Source organism: Flavobacterium soli DSM 19725 (assembly GCF_000422705.1).
Taxonomy (GTDB): Bacteria; Bacteroidota; Bacteroidia; order Flavobacteriales; family Flavobacteriaceae; genus Flavobacterium; species Flavobacterium soli.
This window is the reverse complement of the sequence record NZ_AUGO01000001.1, coordinates 343878-361072: the sequence shown is the minus strand read 5'-3', so window position 1 is coordinate 361072 and position 17195 is coordinate 343878. Positions and strand designations below refer to the sequence as shown.

Here is a 17195-nt window from a genome sequence, read left to right as displayed (position 1 = left end):
AAGCGTATATCTAAAATCTAAAATTAAAGTTATGTATCCAGAAGAAATGGTAAAACCAATGCGAGCTGAATTAGCCGATGCAGGTTTTGAAGAATTATATAGTGCAGGAGCCGTTGAAAACGCAATTGCAAAGCCAGGAACAACATTAGTAGTCGTGAATTCAGTTTGCGGTTGTGCAGCAAGAAACGCACGTCCGGGAGCAAAAATGAGTTTGGCAGGTGACAAAAAGCCAGAACATTTGGTAACGGTTTTCGCCGGTGTCGATAAGGAAGCTGTAGATGCAGCACGTGGATTCATGTTCCCGTTTCCTCCGTCTTCGCCAAGCATCGCGCTTTTCAAGGATGGTGAGTTGGTTCACATGTTGGAGCGTCACCACATCGAGGGTCGCCCTGCAGAACTGATTGCTGAGAATTTGCAAGATGCTTTCAAGGAATTCTGCTAATCAGAAGCTAACAATCTAAACCACGTTTCGGCGTGGTTTTTTTATGGGATTTGTTTTCAACACAAATTATCACGAATGATTAGTGCAAATTCGTGCAATTCGTGTCTATTATTTAGAACCAAAACGATGAGCACTTTTTAATCCATGTTCCCGCCTTCCTTCCAAATCTTTTTATTTTTTTAAAGGAAAAAAATAAAAAGAATTTTCCCTCCAGTCGGGGGTAGAATAAAAACTTTAGGCATTTTTTGAACTTTGGGACTTACATTGTGGTAAATTAAAACCAAAAAATTATTACATGACAATTGTCATTTTCGCCCCATAAAAATTATCCTTACTTTTGCACCGAAAATAATTTCTTTACTTAAAAACGTTTATAGCATGCAACTGTATAACACCTTAAGTGCAGAAGAAAGAGCCGAACTCATTGACCAAGCCGGTAAACAACGCCTCACGTTGTCTTTCTATGCATACGCCAAAATTGAAGACCCTAAAAAATTTAGAGACAACCTGTTCGTTGCCTGGAATGCACTCGATGCACTCGGCCGAATTTATGTTGCCCATGAAGGGATAAACGCCCAAATGAGCGTTCCTGCCGATAACTTTGAAGCCTTTCGCGAAACCCTCGAAGTGTATGATTTTATGAAAGGCATCCGCTTGAATGTTGCCGTAGAACAGGACGACCACTCGTTTTTGAAACTCACCATCAAAGTACGCGACAAGATTGTAGCCGATGGACTAAACGATGAAACATTTGATGTAACCAACAAAGGGGTTCACCTTGCAGCCAAAGATTTCAATAAGATTCTGGAAGACCCGAACACGATTGTAGTAGATTTCAGGAACCATTATGAAAGTGAAATAGGTCATTTCAAAGGAGCTATCACTCCAGATGTGGAAACATTTAGAGAGAGTTTGCCGATAATTAACGAACAATTAAAAGATTTCAAGGAAGATAAAAACCTCGTGATGTATTGCACAGGTGGTATTCGTTGCGAGAAAGCAAGTGCCTATTTCAAGCATCAAGGGTTCAAGAATGTGTTTCAGCTCGAAGGAGGAATTATTCAATATGCAAAGCAAATAAAGGAAGAAGGTCTGGAAAGCAAATTCATCGGAAAGAACTTTGTTTTTGACAACCGTCTGGGCGAAAGAATCACGGATGATATCGTTTCCCAATGCCACCAATGCGGAAAACCGTGTGACAATCATACCAATTGTGCCAACGATGGCTGTCATTTGTTGTTCATCCAATGTGACGAATGCAAGGCAGCTATGGAAAATTGCTGTTCAACCGAATGTCTGGAAGTAACGCATTTACCTTTGGCGGAACAAGTAAAATTGAGAAGTGGCAAACAAGTTGGCAACAAAGTCTTCAGAAAAGGAAAATCAGAAAAACTAGCTTTTAAACATTCAGGGGAATTATCAGATCAATCATTGGCTACAGCCAAAAAAACAATCCTTCCTAAAAAAATCAAGAAAGTAATTCTTGGAAAAGCAGAACATTATTATGTGAAAGCTCAAGTAGGTCTTTTCTTGATGGAAAACAACGAATTGAACGTTGGCGATAAAATCCTAATTGCAGGACCTACAACCGGAAATCAGGAATTGATACTGGAAAAAATGCTCGTAAACGATACAGAAGCCATAACTGCAAAACCAGGCGACAAAGTGACGTTTGCCATTCCCTTCAGAGTGCGACTTTCGGATAAATTGTATAAAATTTTAGAATAAAATATAGTTTACATTTCTACGTTAAACCTATTTCTTGGCAAGGAGATAGGTTTTTTGTTTGATATTGAACAGCAACAGCTTAACGTTCTTGTAACTTCAACTTAAAAATTGCTATCTTTACGCACAAAACAAATTACGAATTTTAAGTTGTGTTTTTACAACATCTATATAAAATTATGGCCTGTACAAGTTGTTCAACGTCTGATGGTAGTGCACCAAAAGGCTGCGGAAATAAAGGGACTTGCGGCACCGATAGCTGCAACAAATTAACCGTTTTCGATTGGCTCTCCAATATGAATCTTCCCAATGGTGAAGCGCCTTTTGATTGTATTGAGGTGCGTTTCAAGAACGGAAGAAAAGAATTTTACAGAAATACTGAAAAGTTGACCTTAAGCATTGGAGATATTGTAGCTACTGAAGCTTCTCCGGGTCACGACATTGGAATTGTTACTTTAACTGGAGAGTTGGTAAAGATTCAAATGAAGAAAAAAGGAACTAATCACAAGAATACTGATATTCCTAAAATCTACAGAAAAGCATCTCAAAAAGACATTGATATTTGGTCAAATGCACGTGATAAAGAAGAACCTATGAAGGTTCGTGCCCGTGAATTGGCCATAGCCCAAAAACTTGAAATGAAAATTTCGGATATCGAATTTCAAGGAGATGGATCAAAGGCAACTTTCTATTATACGGCAAATGATAGGATTGACTTTCGTTTGTTGATTAAGGATTTTGCAAAAGAATTTAGCACCAGAATTGAGATGAAGCAGGTTGGTTTCCGTCAGGAAGCCGCACGTTTGGGCGGAATTGGTTCTTGCGGAAGAGAATTATGCTGTTCTACTTGGTTAACCGATTTTAGAAGCGTGAATACTTCTGCGGCACGTTACCAACAACTTTCATTGAATCCACAAAAATTAGCCGGACAATGCGGAAAATTAAAGTGTTGCTTGAATTATGAGTTGGATACTTACATGGATGCCTTGAAAGATTTTCCTGAATTCGAAACCAAATTGATGACCGAGAAAGGGATGGCAATTTGTCAAAAACAAGATATCTTTAAAGGGTTGATGTGGTTTGCTTATACGGATAATTTTGCCAATTGGCACGTCTTGAAAATTGATCAGGTAAAGGAAATTATTGCCGAAAACAAACTAAAAAACAAGGTTTCTTCGTTAGAAGATTATGCCATTGAGGATAATATTGCACCAGAAAAAGATTTCAATAACGCAATGGGTCAGGAAAGTTTAACACGTTTTGACCAGCCAAAGAAAAAGAAACGACCAAACAAGAAACGCAAGCCGGGAGAAAATGCAATTGTTGCAAATGCAAACCGACCAGTAAATGCAAATCCTGGTAAACCTGCCATTACAAGCAATGGAGGAAAACCAGCTATAAGTGCAAATAAACCTGCAGCAGCAACCGAAAACAAGCCACAAGGTCAAAAAAATCCAAGACTAGCGGGTGAGAAAAAGCCTTTTGAAAAAAGAAAGCCACAACAAAATCGTCCTCAAGGCGAAAGAAAACCTAACGAACCAAAACCAGATAACAGAATAATTCCGAATAAGAAAGATGAGCCTAAAAAGTAGTTTTTTAATTCTTTTAATAGCACTATTTTTATTTTCCTGCGATAAGGAAAGAGTTTTTGATGATTATAAATCAGTTGGAGATGCTTGGAAAAAGGACAGTATTGTGTCTTTTTCTTTTGATCAACCGGACACGACAAAGTTGTATAACTTGTTTGTAAACCTTCGAGGAAATGAGCAATATCAGTTTAGTAATTTGTTTTTGATTGTAGCCTTGGAACAACCAGGAGGATTAACAAAAGTAGATACATTACAATATCAAATGACCAATCCCGACGGCACACTTCTTGGTGAAGGTTTTTCGGATATAAAAGAAAGCAAACTTTTTTATAAGGAAAAAATGAAGTTTCCTAAAATTGGAAATTACAAAGTGCACATTCAACAGGCAGTTCGGCAAACTGGTAAAATTACCGGTGTCGAAGAGCTCGAAGGCATTACAGATGTAGGTTTTAGAATAGAATCAATAGAATAAGATTATGGCAATCAAAAAAAACAGCAACAAACCTGTAGAAAAGGATTTTGCTTATTATAAAAGACAATTCTGGAAAATATTTGCAGGAGGTTTAGGGGTGGTTTTTTTAATCTTCTTATTGGCCTCTTGGGGGATTTTAGGTTCCATGCCTTCTTTTGAAGAATTAGAAAATCCAGAATCAAATCTTGCAACCGAAATCATTTCGGCAGATGGCGAAACCATCGGAAAATTCTACAATGAAAACAGAACTTCGGTTAAATATGAAGATTTGCCAAAACATTTGGTCGATGCCTTGGTTGCTACTGAAGACGAGCGTTTTTATGAACACTCAGGAATTGACGGTAGGGGAACTTTAAGAGCCGTTACAAGTTTAGGAACAAGTGGTGGAGCAAGTACGCTTTCGCAACAATTGGCAAAACAATTATTCCATGGTGAAGGTTCTAAATTTTTGCCTTTTAGAATCATTCAGAAAATTAAAGAATGGATTATTGCTACACGTCTTGAAAGGCAATATACTAAAAACGAAATCATTGCTATGTATTTCAACGTATATGATTTCAACAATTATGCAGTCGGAATTCGCTCTGCAGCCAAAACCTATTTCAACAAAGAACCGAAAGAATTGACCATTGACGAATCGGCTATTTTAGTTGGGATGTTCAAAAATTCATCACTTTACAATCCAGTTCGAAATGCACAGGGGGTCAAAAACCGTCGAAATGTAGTTCTCGGACAAATGGTAAAATCCAAAATCATTACCGAAGCACAAAAGGAAAAATTCAGTCAGCTTCCTATCACTTTAGATTTCAAATTGCAAACCCACAAGGAAGGAACAGCAACTTACTTCCGTGAATATTTGCGTGAATACATGAAAAATTGGGTAAAAGACAATAAAAAACCAGATGGAACAGATTATGACATCTACCGCGATGGGCTAAAAATTTATACCACTATTGATTCTCGTATGCAACTTTATGCAGAAGAGGCGGTTTATGCACATATGGCCAATCTTCAAAAGGAGTTTGCCATCGAAAGCAAGAAAAATAAAAACGCTCCTTTCGTAAACATTTCTGAAAAAGAAACTGAAAACCTGATGAATCGTGCCCGAAAAACATCCGAAAGATGGCGAATCATGTCTGCCGAAGGAAAAGATGAAGATGATATAAAAAAATCATTCACAGTAAAAACCAAAATGAGAGTTTTCTCTTGGGATGGTGAAAAAGATACCATCATGACGCCAAATGATTCCATCAGATACTACAAACATTTCCTTCAAAGCGGGGTGATGTCTATGGAACCAGCAACTGGAGCGATCAAAGTTTGGGTAGGAGGAATCAATTACAAACATTTCCAATACGATCACGTTCAGCAAGGAGCACGTCAAGTAGGTTCAACCTTCAAACCCTTTGTGTATGCAACTGCAATCGAACAGCAAGGTTATTCTCCATGCGACTCGATTATTGATGCTCCTTACACTATTCCAAAAGGGAAACACAACGTTACCGAAACGTGGACACCTAACAATTCCAACCACGAATACCGCGGAATGGTTACGTTAAAAAAAGCATTAGCACTTTCCATCAATACCGTTTCAGCAAAGTTGATTGACCGCGTTGGGCCAGATGCCGTAATTGATTTGACAAAAAAATTAGGGGTAAAATCAGATATTCCATCACAACCTTCCATCGCTCTTGGAGCCGTAGAAATCACGGTTCACGATATGGTTGCCGCTTACAGTACGTTTGCCAACCAAGGTGTTTATGTAAAACCACAAGTTATCGACAGAATTGAGGACAAAAACGGAAATGTATTGTTCCGTTCCGTTCCTGAATCCCGCGATGTATTGAATAGGGACATTGCATATGCAGTCATAAAATTATTAGAAGGAGTTACTGAAACGGGTTCTGGAGCACGTCTAAGAACCGATGGCGGCGGTCATGGATACAATCGTGTAACGGGTTATCCTTATGTATTGAGAAACCCAATTGCAGGAAAAACAGGAACTTCTCAAAACCAGTCAGACGGTTGGTTTGTAGGGATGGTGCCAAATCTTGCAACCGGAGTTTGGGTAGGAAACGAAGACCGTTCGGCACATTTCAAAGGTATTACCTATGGTCAAGGAGCCACAATGGCACTGCCAATCTGGGGAATGTTCATGAAAAAATGCTACGAAGATAAAACCTTAACCGTATCCAAGGAACCGTTTGAACGGCCAAAGAATCTTGCCATAAAAGTAGATTGCTGGGTGCCTAAAGTAAAAGACACAACAGCTGTTGAAGGCGATGTAGAACAAGATACTGACGAATTCGATTTCTAATTTTTTTTAGGAGCTTTTTCCCGCTTTTCACTACAATCTTTTAATTTTTTAAAGGAAAAAATTAAAAGGATTTTCGTTTCAATCAGGGCTAGGGCATTCCGTTTCAAATAATATTTTTGTTTTTAAACTACTAACCAACTATGATTAACAAAAAAGTAAACAACGTCCAAGAAGCTCTTCAAGGAATTGAAAGTTCAATGACGATAATGCTTGGAGGTTTCGGACTTTCAGGAATTCCAGAAAACAGCATTGCCGAATTGGTGCAACTAAATGTTACCGATTTAACCTGTATCTCAAACAATGCAGGTGTAGACGATTTTGGTTTGGGATTGCTCTTGCAGAAAAAACAAATCAAGAAAATGATTTCTTCCTATGTTGGAGAAAATGCCGAATTCGAACGCCAAATGCTTTCGGGCGAACTCGATGTAGAATTAACACCACAAGGAACATTAGCCGAAAAATGCCGTGCCGCACAAGCCGGAATTCCAGCATTCTTTACTCCAGCAGGTTACGGAACCGAAGTTGCCGAAGGAAAAGAAGCACGCGAATTCAACGGCAAGATGCACATCATGGAAGAAGCCTACAAGGCCGATTTCTCTATCGTAAAAGCATGGAAAGGTGATGCCGCCGGAAATCTAATCTTCAAAGGAACAGCCAGAAACTTCAACGCTTGTATGGCCGGTGCTGCAAAAATCACCATTGCCGAAGTAGAAGAATTGGTTCCAGTTGGAGCACTCGACCCTAATCAAATACATATTCCAGGAATCATGGTACAACGTATCTTTCAAGGTGAAAAATTTGAAAAGAGAATCGAGCAACGAACTGTTAGACAAAAAGCATAAATCATGGCATTAGACAAAAACGATATCGCAAAACGAATTGCGAAAGAAGTAAAAGATAAATACTACGTAAACCTCGGAATCGGGATTCCGACATTGGTTGCGAATTATGTTCGTGAAGATATTTCGGTTGAATTTCAAAGCGAAAATGGGGTTCTAGGAATGGGGCCATTTCCGTTTGAAGGAGAAGAAGATGCCGATGTCATTAATGCAGGAAAGCAAACCATTACAACACTTCCGGGAGCCAGTTTCTTCGATTCTGCTTTCAGTTTCGGAATGATTCGTAGCCAGAAAGTAGATCTGACCATTCTTGGAGCAATGGAAGTAGCCGAAAACGGTGATATTGCCAATTGGAAAATCCCTGGAAAGATGGTGAAAGGAATGGGTGGTGCAATGGATTTGGTGGCTTCCGCCGAAAATATTATTGTAGCCATGATGCACGTCAATAAAGCAGGAGAATCTAAAATCCTGAAAAGATGTACCTTGCCATTGACAGGCGTTGGCTGTGTGAAAAAAGTAGTAACCGAATTGGCTGTTTTAGAAATTACCCCAAAAGGCTTCAAGCTTCTCGAAAGAGCTCCAGGCGTTTCAGTAGAACATATCATCGCTTCAACCGAAGCTGATTTAATCATTGAAGGCGATATTCCGGAGATGAATTTGAATTGAAAATAAAACTTTATCGTAAACAAAAAACCACAAAATTCAATTTGAACTTTGTGGTTTTTTGTTTTAATAACTATTTGGGATTCATTTCATTAAAAAAACCAGCTTGCAACGAAAATTGCAGTAATCACACATATTAAATCTACTAATAACATCGTTCCAAGCGTATATCTAGTATTCTTGATGTTTACTGAACCAAAATAAACAGCAATCACATAAAACGTGGTTTCAGCACTACATTGAAAGATACAGCTCAATCTACCAGTTAGCGAATCCGGACCGAAATTTCGCATCGCATCAATCATAAAACCTCTTGAACCACCTGAGCTAAAAGGTCTTAACATTGCTACAGGAAGCGAATCCGTAATTTCTTTGGCAACACCTAAATGCGAAAATGTAAAGGCAATCCCGTTCGACATGATTTCAAATAGCCCGCTGTTTCTAAAGAAAGAAATGGCGACCAACATTCCCATTACATAAGGAAAAATCTTGACTCCAGTTTGTAAACCGTTGTTTGCTCCACTTACGAAAGCATCAAAAACGGTCGTGCTTTTTTCAGCAAATTTTTTCTCGTTGACAAAGGAAAAAACCAATGTAAAGCCAATGATTCCGACCAGCATTAAGCCCGAAAGGTTGGCGGTAAAGAAATTTTTACCTACCAAATCCAATCCATTGATGTAGAATAATAATCCCACAATTGCTGCAATGACAGTCATCAATGCAACCAATAAAGTAGCACTAAAGAAATTTATTTTTTGTCGGATACCCACAATGATTAATGCTGCAATCGTTCCTATAAAAGAGGTAACGATGCACGGAAGCATTACATCAGCAGGATTGGCGGCATTTTCAGCAGCTCTATAACCGATAATAGAGGTTGGGATCAAGGTTAAACCTGCCGCATGCAAACACATAAACATAATTTGTGCATCACTGGCTTTGTCTTTATCCGGATTGATTTCCTGTAAACTCTGCATCGCTTTTAGTCCAAAAGGGGTTGCAGCCGAATCCAGTCCTAGGAAATTGGCAGCAAAATTCAAGGTCATGTACGAAATGGATTCGTGGTTTTTAGGTACCGTAGGAAAGACTTTTGCAAAAATCGGACTTAATTGTTTGGCTAATTTTTCGGCAGCACCAGAAACAATCAACAGTTCCATCAACCCGCAGAAAAAAGCCAAATAGGCCATCAAAGGCAAGATTAAATCAAACAAACTGTTCTTACAAGTTGGCAACAAACCATCTGTTTTTTGGATACCACTGTATATTTTAACTGTCTGATTTTTATATACATAAGTTGTGTCAGCATTTAAAGTGTCCCTATTTATAGTAAATGATTTTTCGTCATTTTTTTGAATACTATCCTGAAGGAACTTTGGAAGTTCGTTTAGATATTTTTCAGAGATTAAAATCGGGTCGTCTTTTTTTCCGTTCAAGACAGAATCGACCGAATAACTGTTTCCCAAGAAGAAACCAAGTACTATAAATGCTAGAGAGGATATAAAAATGACAAGCCAAAATCTGCTGAGGACCATAAAAAATTATTTTGGTAAATGTAATAAACCTTTTTTATTTATATATGAATGATTTCTTCGTCAATCAATAAATCTTCCCTTCTCAGGCGAAGGAAAATTTGAGCAACAGCAATCGTGTCTTTTTCGCAATAGGTTACAATCCGATCGATGTCTTTTTCAACATAAAAAACATGTCCCACTTGGCTTCCGTCGATGTCGCCTTTTGGAGAAGGAATTCCGAGGATTTTTGTCAGTAGCTTCAGCGAAGTAAAATGTTTGTAATCACCAAACTTCCACAACTCCAACGTATCCAGATGCGGAATTTCCCAAGGCTTTTTGCCAAATAAATCCAGCTTGTTCGGAATCCTAACTTGATTAATAATCATGCGTCTTGCTATAAACGGAATATCAAATTCCTTCGAATTATGACCACACAAAAGATGTTGTGGGCCGTTATAGTGATTGTTCAAAAGATTACTAAAATCAAGCAGAATTTTCTTTTCTTCACCAAAGAAAGAAGTTACTCTAAAATGCCGAATATCACCTTTCAAGGTAAAATAGCCTACAGAAATACAGATGATTTTTCCAAATTCGGCCCAAATTCCAGCACGGTCATAAAATTCCTCTGGCGAAAATTCCTCCCGTCTTTGGTATTGGGTTTTGAGTCCCCAAAGCGATTTCATTTCATCATCCAACAAATCGAAATTTTCCGTTTCAGGAACCGTTTCAATATCTAAAAATAAAATATTTTCAAGTCTGATTTTCTCAATCATAGTTTAATGTGTAATTTGTCTATTTGGTTATTAGTTTATTTTGACAAAGCTTATAACTGAAAACTGCCACTGAACACTGACCACTATTTCCCCAGCATCTTATACGTCTCATCAATAAAAACATAAAAATCATCACTGTGAACCGTTCCATTCGTGCTTCTTGCGTTTTGATGTCCAAGGCGAACAATGATCAAATCGTCTTCGGGAATCACGATAACATATTGCCCCAAATGGCCTCTCATATAGTAGATGTTCTTGTTGTTATAATCGCTCAACCACCAGCCATAGCCATATTCTGGCGAATCAGCAAAACGTGGTTTTGTAGAAGTTGCTATAAAAGTGCTGTCTAGAATTTGCTGTCCGTTCCACTTTCCATTTTGTTTATAAAGTTTTCCAAAACGGGCAAAATCCCTTGCATTACTGGCGATACAGCAGTAGGCTTTCACGATTCCATCTTCTTTATCGGTTTGCCAAAGGGCTTCATTTTCGGCCCCCATTGGCTTCCAAAATTTTTCCGAAACATAATCTGCAAGACTTTTTCCAACCGCTTTTTCAATACACATGGCCAGAAGTTGGGTATTGCCGCTCAAATATTTATAGGAAGTTCCCGGAGTTTCAACACCTTTCAATCCTAAGATAACACCATTCAAGTCTTCATCAAAATAGGCACGTGTAGTAATCGAAAACGGACTATAATAGGACTCATCCCAATCCAAACCGGAAGCCATCGACGATAAATCGCCAACCGTCATTGTCGCAGATTTTCCTGCTGCAAATTCAGGAAAAAAGTCGGAAACTTTTTGGTCTAGACTTTTGATTTTGCCTTCTAAAATCGCTTTTCCTAAACTAGCCGAAACGATACTTTTTGCCATCGAAAACGAATTAGATTTGGAATCTTTAGCATATCCATCATAATAACTTTCGCTCCAAATGCTGTCATTTTTAATGATCAAAAAAGCTACCGTTCCTGTTTGTTGGTGCATTTTCTCCAATTCCGCTGTTGGTTTTACCGTGTTATACGATTTTGAAACGGACCAAGGTTGTGCAACTCCGGTTTCAATTTTTCGGTTATCAAAATAGTTGTAATCGTCTAGAAATGCGGTCGTATGCCCGTTAAAATAAATTGTCCTAACCGCTTTCAGCAAATAATCAACATTGAAAATATACATCAAAACAATCAAAAGAAGCAACAAACCAATAAACCAAAGGAAGAATTTTTTAAGGAATTTCATGTGAAAACGATTTACGATTCATACGAATTTACACAAAAATCTTTTTGGATGCAGAAAATCAGTTTTTTTTCTTTTCAGGAGCGAAACGGTAGTGTGTGTCTGGAAACCATTTTCCCGCTGCAGCAACTCGCTTTAAAACTGTTAGTCACAGTTTTAAGAGCTCAAACAATTGCAGCATCGGGGCTATTGAGAAAATGAATTTCATTCCAGAAACACTAAAATAAACTTTGCTGATGCGACGGATTTTCGTGTTCCAACAACCATTTTTTCCGCCATAAACCACCGGCATAACCTGTCAACGAGCCATCGGTTCCAATGACACGATGACACGGCACTACAATCCACAATGGATTTTTTCCATTAGCGGAAGCCACAGCCCGAATCGCTTTTACATCCCCTAATTTTTTAGATAATTCCAAGTAGGACATCGTTTTTCCAAACGGAATATTGAGCAATTCCTGCCATACTTTTTGTTGAAAATCAGTTCCTTTCGGGTTGAGTTTAAAGGTGAAATCATTTCTGTTTCCGGCAAAATAGTCTTGAAGTTCGGCAACTGCATCTTTCAGCATATCAGGAATCGCTGTAGAAATTTCCTTTTCAGAATCTAGTACAGAAATATTCGAAATACCATTTTCATCCCCGATGATTTCGGTGATTCCTAGAGGCGATTTGATGTAGGCTGTTTTCATAAATTTTATTGAACCACTAAGATCAAAAAGTTTTCATTAAGTTCACAAAGTATTATTTTGCAAAACTATAAAAGTAAGCTTCCAAAGCTTTCAATTCTTCTTCGGGTAAATTTTTGGTGATAGCGAAATTGGTTTTCATCACTTCATATTGACTTGGGTCAACGATTGGTTCAGCTTTTCCTTTTAGGAAGGCTACCATATCACCATTTTTTTCTTTATACATTACGGCAATTTCCTGAATACTTGGCCCAATGATTTTTTGATCGGGTTTGTGGCAGGAAAAACAATTTCCCTTTCCTTCAAAAATAGCTTGTCCGAGTTCAAGTTGTTTTTCTTCGGCAGATTTTTCAGCTTCAGGATATAGGGATTCGTTTTTGGTTTCTTCTTTTTTACAGCTTATGAAAAGCAAAATGGCGAAGAGAAATATTGTTTTTTTCATCGTTAGTTTTTGAAAGTATAAATGTATTTAAAATGGTTTGAATTATGTAAAAAACTCTTGTTATTCTAATCTCGAAAAATCGAAATCAGTATAACAAGAGTTTGGATCAAGAAAGTGATTATAGTTTAATAACTCGCTTCTACAATTTTGTGTACTTTCTCTGGAGTAATATTTTGCTTTTCGCCCAACGCTTTCCAACCTCTATTTTCGAAACGTTCTACAATAAAATCGGCAGACTTTTTATAGTCTTCCGTGTATTCAGAAAGCTTGGTGTCCATTCCCATCAGGTGGAAAAACTCAACTGTTTTGTTGATGGCCTCTTTTGCGATTTCATCGTCGCTTCCTGTTAGGTTAAAAATACGTTTTCCGTATTGTGTGAGTTTTTCTTTTTTGGTTTCGAACATTACCTTGTAAAGGTTTGGAGCAATGATAGCAAGGGTTCTTGCGTGATCAATTCCATAAAGAGCCGTTAATTCATGACCAATCATGTGAGTAGTCCAGTCGGTTACAACACCTTTGTTGAGTAGTCCATTCAAGGCCATTGTGCAACTCCACATAAAATTTGAAGCCAATTTATAATCGGTAGGATTTTCAACTACTTTTGGACCAATTTCGATTAAAGTTTGCAAAATACCTTCGGCAATTCGGTCTTGCAGATAGGCGTCTTGAGGATAGGTCATGTATTGTTCCATGACGTGAGTGAAGGCATCCACGATACCATTTTCAATTTGTTTTTTAGGCAAAGAGGCAATAGTTTTGGGATCACAAATTGAGAATTGAGGATAGAGTGCTGGACCTCCAAAAGAAAGTTTTTCCTGTGTTTTGGCAATGGTTACAACAGTGCTCGAGTTCATTTCGCTTCCTGTAGCCGGCAAAGTCAGAACGGTTCCAAAAGGAACAGGCTTGCCACTTACAGCTGCTCTTTTTTGAAGCAAATCGATAGGGTTTCCTTCGAAATTTACGGCAACCGAAATAAATTTCACGCCGTCAATTACAGAACCACCACCAACTGCCAATATAAAATCAAGATTTTTCTCCTTGATGACGGCAACAGCTTTCATAAGGGTTTCAAAATGTGGATTCGGTTCAATACCACCAAATTCTACTATTTCATACCCTTCAAGACTCTTAACAACTTGTTCATGAACTCCGTTTTTAAAGATGCTTCCACCTCCATAGGCCAAAAGAATTTTAGCACCTTGAGGGATTACTTTTGATAATTTTTCTATTTGTCCTTTCCCAAAAATATAATTGGTAGGAGTGTATAATTCAAAATTTTGCATAATGATTGTGTTTTAGACAAAATTACGAAACACGATGAGGAACAAATGGTAAAGCTGTGTTAAGAAATCGGACAACTTTAAAAAAATAAAAGCAACTCTTGTAAGAACTAATATTTATATTTGTGTAAATAATACGCATTTTCAATTATGTCTCAAAATCAAAATATCAGAATTGCTGTTGATGCCATTGTTTTTGGCTACCAAAACAACAAACTTTATGTGCTTTTAATTCAGCAGAAATTTGGTGCAGAAAAAGCGTATTGGGCTTTGCCTGGTGGTTTGGTTAAGGAAGATGAAACACTAAAAGAAGCTGTTCAACGGGAGCTCAAGGAAGAGACAAATGTGGAAATCAATTACTTCGAACAGCTCTATACTTTTGGCGATGATGTTCACCGGGATTCAAGAAATAGAGTAATTTCTGTCGCCTATTTTGCATTGGTCGACAGTTCTAAATTTGAAATAAAGGCTGATTCTGATGCAGAAAAAGTACAATGGTTTGAGGTGAAAAATATTCCCGAATTGGCTTTTGACCATAATTTAATCTTACAAAAAGGAATTGAGCGATTGAAAGCAAAGTTGACGTATCAACCAATTGGATTCGATTTATTGCCAAAAGAATTTCTTTTTTCTGAATTAGAAAATCTATACTGCACCATTCTTGAAAAAGAAATCGACCGAAGAAACTTCAGAAAAAAGATTTTAAGCTTCGGAATTATTTCAGAAACGGAGCACTTTTCTCCAGTAAAAACAGGCCGTCCTGCCAAACTTTTCAAATTCAACAAACCGAAATATAATGCTTTGCAAGACGAAGGTTTTCACTTCGAAATAAAGTTTGCGTAAATTTTACACTAAATATTTTGATTCCTAAATTATTTTCATTTAACTTTGCGTAACATTTACACAAAATAAGAAATTATGATACTCAATCTCGACAATAACTTCAAACCGTTTACTGATAAAAAAGAAATAGAATTCCAAAGTTTTATTTTTTCAGGTGGCGAACCTCACATTAAGATCAAACCCGATTTTGATGTTTCCGAAACGGTTACCATTACACACCGTATCAATTCATTCAATGATTTCGGCTTGCTTCTTTTGGCGGTTGATGCTTTGAAAAGAATGGAAGTAAAATTGATAAATGTCTTTATCCCTTATTTTCCTGGAGCAAGACAAGATCGTGTTATGATTGCAGGAGAACCACTATCTGTAAAGGTTTATGCCGATATTCTAAACGGTTTAAAACTGAACAAAATCACAGTTTTTGATGCCCATTCTGAAGTGACTCCAGCCTTGTTAGACAATTGTGAAGTGATTTCGAACCATGCCTTCATTGCTGAAGTGGTAAAGAAAATTGGAAATGAAATAAAATTGATTTCTCCTGATGGTGGCGCTTTGAAAAAAATCTACAAAGTTTCTGAATATTTAGGCGGCATTGATGTCGTGGAATGCAGTAAAAGCCGTGATGTGAAAACAGGAAAATTGTCTGGTTTCAAAGTGTATGACGACAATCTTCAAGGAATGGATTGCCTGATTGTAGATGATATTTGTGATGGAGGAGGAACTTTTATCGGCCTTGCCGAAGAATTAAAAAATAAAAATGCCGGTAAATTATACCTTGCCGTAAGCCACGGAATTTTCAACAAAGGTTTTGAAGCAATGAAGGCTTTTGAAAGAATTTTTACAACGGATTCTTTTAGAGATTTTGATGAGCAGATGGTGGAGGTTATAAAATTGAAATTATGATGAAGACAAAAACAGTTCATAGTGTTTTATTTGGATTAGCCATTGGTGATGCTTTGGGAGTGCCTGTTGAATTTCAAGACAGGTGTTACTTTGACACGAATCCTGTTTCTGATATGCTGGAATATGGAACACACAATCAACCTGCGGGAACTTGGAGTGATGACAGTTCATTAACGTTTTGTCTTGCGGAAAGTCTTTCAAAAAGATATGATTTAGAAGATATTGCAACCAAATTTTTACAATGGTACAATGCCGAAATCTGGACGCCTTACGGACGTGTTTTTGATATTGGAATTGCAACAAGACAAGCAATTTTTCAAATTTCTAAAGGAACAAATCCTATTTTGTGTGGTGGTTTTGAAGAAAATGACAATGGGAATGGCTCTCTAATGCGAATTCTACCTTTAGCGTTCTATCTTCAACGTGAAACGAATCTGAATATAATTTATCAGAAGGTAAAGGAAGTTTCATCGATTACACATGCTCATTTTCGTTCGGTTTTTGCTTGTTTTATTTACATTGCTTATGCTTTGGAAATTTTAAAAGGACAAAACAAAAATCAAGCATATGAAAATATGCAATTGAAAGTCAATGAATTTATATCCGAAAACGATTTTAATACAAAAGAAGTTCAATTATTTGATAGGATTTTAAATAACCGAATTTCAGATTTTTCAAGTGATGATATTCATTCCACAGGTTATGTCTTGCACAGTTTAGAAGCTAGTTTCTGGTGTATTTTAAATTCGAATTCTTATGAAGAAACAGTTTTGAAAGCAGTAAACCTAGGTAGCGACACCGATACAACTGCTGCAATTGCTGGAGGATTGGCCGGTTTACTTTATGGCTTCGATGCAATTCCCGAAAAGTGGATAAATCAATTGGCAAGAAAAAATGATATTTTGGAATTGTGTGATAGTTTAGAATTACACTTAAAAAATGAGAAATGAAATATTCAATAGATACATTATCCAAAAAGCAAAACGATTTCCTCTTTTTCTGGGGGCATCAACCGTCAAAAGATGGAACTATAACTAAAACTTGTTTCAGCCAATGGTGGATGAGTTCTTTTAATGTAGATGGGATCGAATATAAATCTGCAGAACACTTTATGATGGCAAAAAAGGCGGAATTATTTGATGATCTTGAAGTTAGAAATAAAATCATCAATGCAAATTCTCCATCAGATGTAAAGAAATTAGGAAGAGAAGTAAAGATTATAATGATCATACTTGGACAGAAAACAGATATGAAATTGTAAAAGAAGGTAATTTTCATAAGTTCGATCAAAACCCGGATTTAAAGAAATTTTTACTGAGTACTGAGGAAAAGATTTTAGTAGAAGCAAGTCCCGTTGATCCAATATGGGGAATCGGAATGGCAAGCGACAATGTGAACTGTAATAATCCTGAAGAATGGAAAGGACTAAATTTATTAGGATTTGCGTTGATGGAAGTCAGAGATGAATTGAAATAATT

General features: G+C 37.3%; 16 protein-coding genes and 1 pseudogene. 11 read left to right on the top strand and 6 right to left on the bottom strand.

The window, feature by feature from the left end:
* Positions 1–31: 31 nt before the first annotated feature.
* The 7 genes from G508_RS0101650 to G508_RS0101620 all read left to right on the top strand — a co-directional run bounded on the left by G508_RS0101650 (position 32) and on the right by G508_RS0101620 (position 8050).
* Positions 32–442 (top strand): BrxA/BrxB family bacilliredoxin, encoded by a 411-nt coding sequence (locus G508_RS0101650; protein WP_026703694.1) that lies wholly within the window; start codon positions 32–34, stop codon positions 440–442.
* A gap of 378 nt (positions 443–820) precedes the next feature.
* Entirely contained in the window at positions 821–2170 is a 1350-nt protein-coding gene (gene trhO, locus G508_RS0101645) for an oxygen-dependent tRNA uridine(34) hydroxylase TrhO (RefSeq protein ID WP_026703693.1), read from the top strand.
* A 176-nt stretch (positions 2171–2346) separates the two neighbouring features.
* Positions 2347–3759, top strand: a complete 1413-nt coding sequence (locus G508_RS0101640) for a PSP1 domain-containing protein (RefSeq protein WP_026703692.1) — start codon at positions 2347–2349, stop codon at positions 3757–3759.
* Positions 3743–4228, top strand: a complete 486-nt coding sequence (locus G508_RS0101635; protein WP_026703691.1) for a gliding motility lipoprotein GldH — start codon at positions 3743–3745, stop codon at positions 4226–4228. The genes G508_RS0101640 and G508_RS0101635 overlap by 17 nt, the downstream gene beginning before the upstream one ends.
* 4 nt (positions 4229–4232) lie before the next feature.
* Positions 4233–6545 (top strand): penicillin-binding protein 1A, encoded by a 2313-nt coding sequence (locus G508_RS0101630; protein ID WP_026703690.1) that lies wholly within the window; start codon positions 4233–4235, stop codon positions 6543–6545.
* A 140-nt stretch (positions 6546–6685) separates the two neighbouring features.
* Positions 6686–7387 carry a CoA transferase subunit A gene (locus tag G508_RS0101625; RefSeq protein ID WP_026703689.1) on the top strand — a complete coding sequence of 234 codons (702 nt, stop codon included), beginning with the start codon at positions 6686–6688 and terminating at the stop codon, positions 7385–7387.
* Between the two features lie 3 nt (positions 7388–7390).
* The gene (locus G508_RS0101620; RefSeq protein ID WP_026703688.1) at positions 7391–8050 is read left to right on the top strand and encodes a CoA transferase subunit B; all 660 of its coding nucleotides are present in this window, start codon (positions 7391–7393) and stop codon (positions 8048–8050) included.
* An 89-nt stretch (positions 8051–8139) separates the two neighbouring features.
* Here G508_RS0101620 and G508_RS0101615 read toward each other — a convergent pair whose 3' ends face one another.
* From G508_RS0101615 to G508_RS0101585, 6 genes are all read right to left on the bottom strand, one after another.
* The gene (locus G508_RS0101615) at positions 8140–9579 is read right to left on the bottom strand and encodes a nucleoside recognition domain-containing protein (RefSeq protein ID WP_026703687.1); all 1440 of its coding nucleotides are present in this window, start codon (positions 9577–9579) and stop codon (positions 8140–8142) included.
* A 38-nt stretch (positions 9580–9617) separates the two neighbouring features.
* Positions 9618–10331: a 3'-5' exonuclease gene (locus tag G508_RS0101610; RefSeq protein WP_026703686.1), complete on the bottom strand. Its 714-nt coding sequence runs from the start codon at positions 10329–10331 to the stop codon at positions 9618–9620.
* An 83-nt stretch (positions 10332–10414) separates the two neighbouring features.
* Positions 10415–11563 carry a serine hydrolase domain-containing protein gene (locus G508_RS0101605; protein WP_026703685.1) on the bottom strand — a complete coding sequence of 383 codons (1149 nt, stop codon included), beginning with the start codon at positions 11561–11563 and terminating at the stop codon, positions 10415–10417.
* 215 nt (positions 11564–11778) lie between these two features.
* Positions 11779–12252: a methylated-DNA--[protein]-cysteine S-methyltransferase gene (locus tag G508_RS0101595; protein ID WP_026703683.1), complete on the bottom strand. Its 474-nt coding sequence runs from the start codon at positions 12250–12252 to the stop codon at positions 11779–11781.
* A 52-nt stretch (positions 12253–12304) separates the two neighbouring features.
* Positions 12305–12691, bottom strand: coding sequence for a c-type cytochrome (locus G508_RS0101590; protein WP_026703682.1), 387 nt, complete (start codon positions 12689–12691; stop codon positions 12305–12307).
* 125 nt (positions 12692–12816) lie between these two features.
* Positions 12817–13974 carry an iron-containing alcohol dehydrogenase gene (locus G508_RS0101585; RefSeq protein WP_026703681.1) on the bottom strand — a complete coding sequence of 386 codons (1158 nt, stop codon included), beginning with the start codon at positions 13972–13974 and terminating at the stop codon, positions 12817–12819.
* Between the two features lie 147 nt (positions 13975–14121).
* Between G508_RS0101585 and G508_RS0101580 the strand changes: the two genes are divergently transcribed.
* The 4 genes and pseudogenes from G508_RS0101580 (at position 14122) to G508_RS20565 (ending at position 17193) form a co-directional block, all read left to right on the top strand.
* A complete protein-coding gene (locus G508_RS0101580; protein ID WP_026703680.1) occupies positions 14122–14814 on the top strand; it encodes an NUDIX hydrolase in 693 nt (230 codons plus the stop codon).
* A gap of 75 nt (positions 14815–14889) precedes the next feature.
* Positions 14890–15717 (top strand): ribose-phosphate diphosphokinase, encoded by an 828-nt coding sequence (gene prs, locus G508_RS0101575; protein ID WP_026703679.1) that lies wholly within the window; start codon positions 14890–14892, stop codon positions 15715–15717.
* The gene (locus tag G508_RS0101570) at positions 15714–16667 is read left to right on the top strand and encodes an ADP-ribosylglycohydrolase family protein (RefSeq protein ID WP_342662942.1); all 954 of its coding nucleotides are present in this window, start codon (positions 15714–15716) and stop codon (positions 16665–16667) included. The genes prs and G508_RS0101570 overlap by 4 nt, the downstream gene beginning before the upstream one ends.
* Positions 16664–17193 (top strand): annotated as a pseudogene (locus tag G508_RS20565) (NADAR family protein). Before G508_RS0101570 ends, G508_RS20565 begins: the two are co-directional and overlap by 4 nt.
* Positions 17194–17195: the final 2 nt, after the last annotated feature.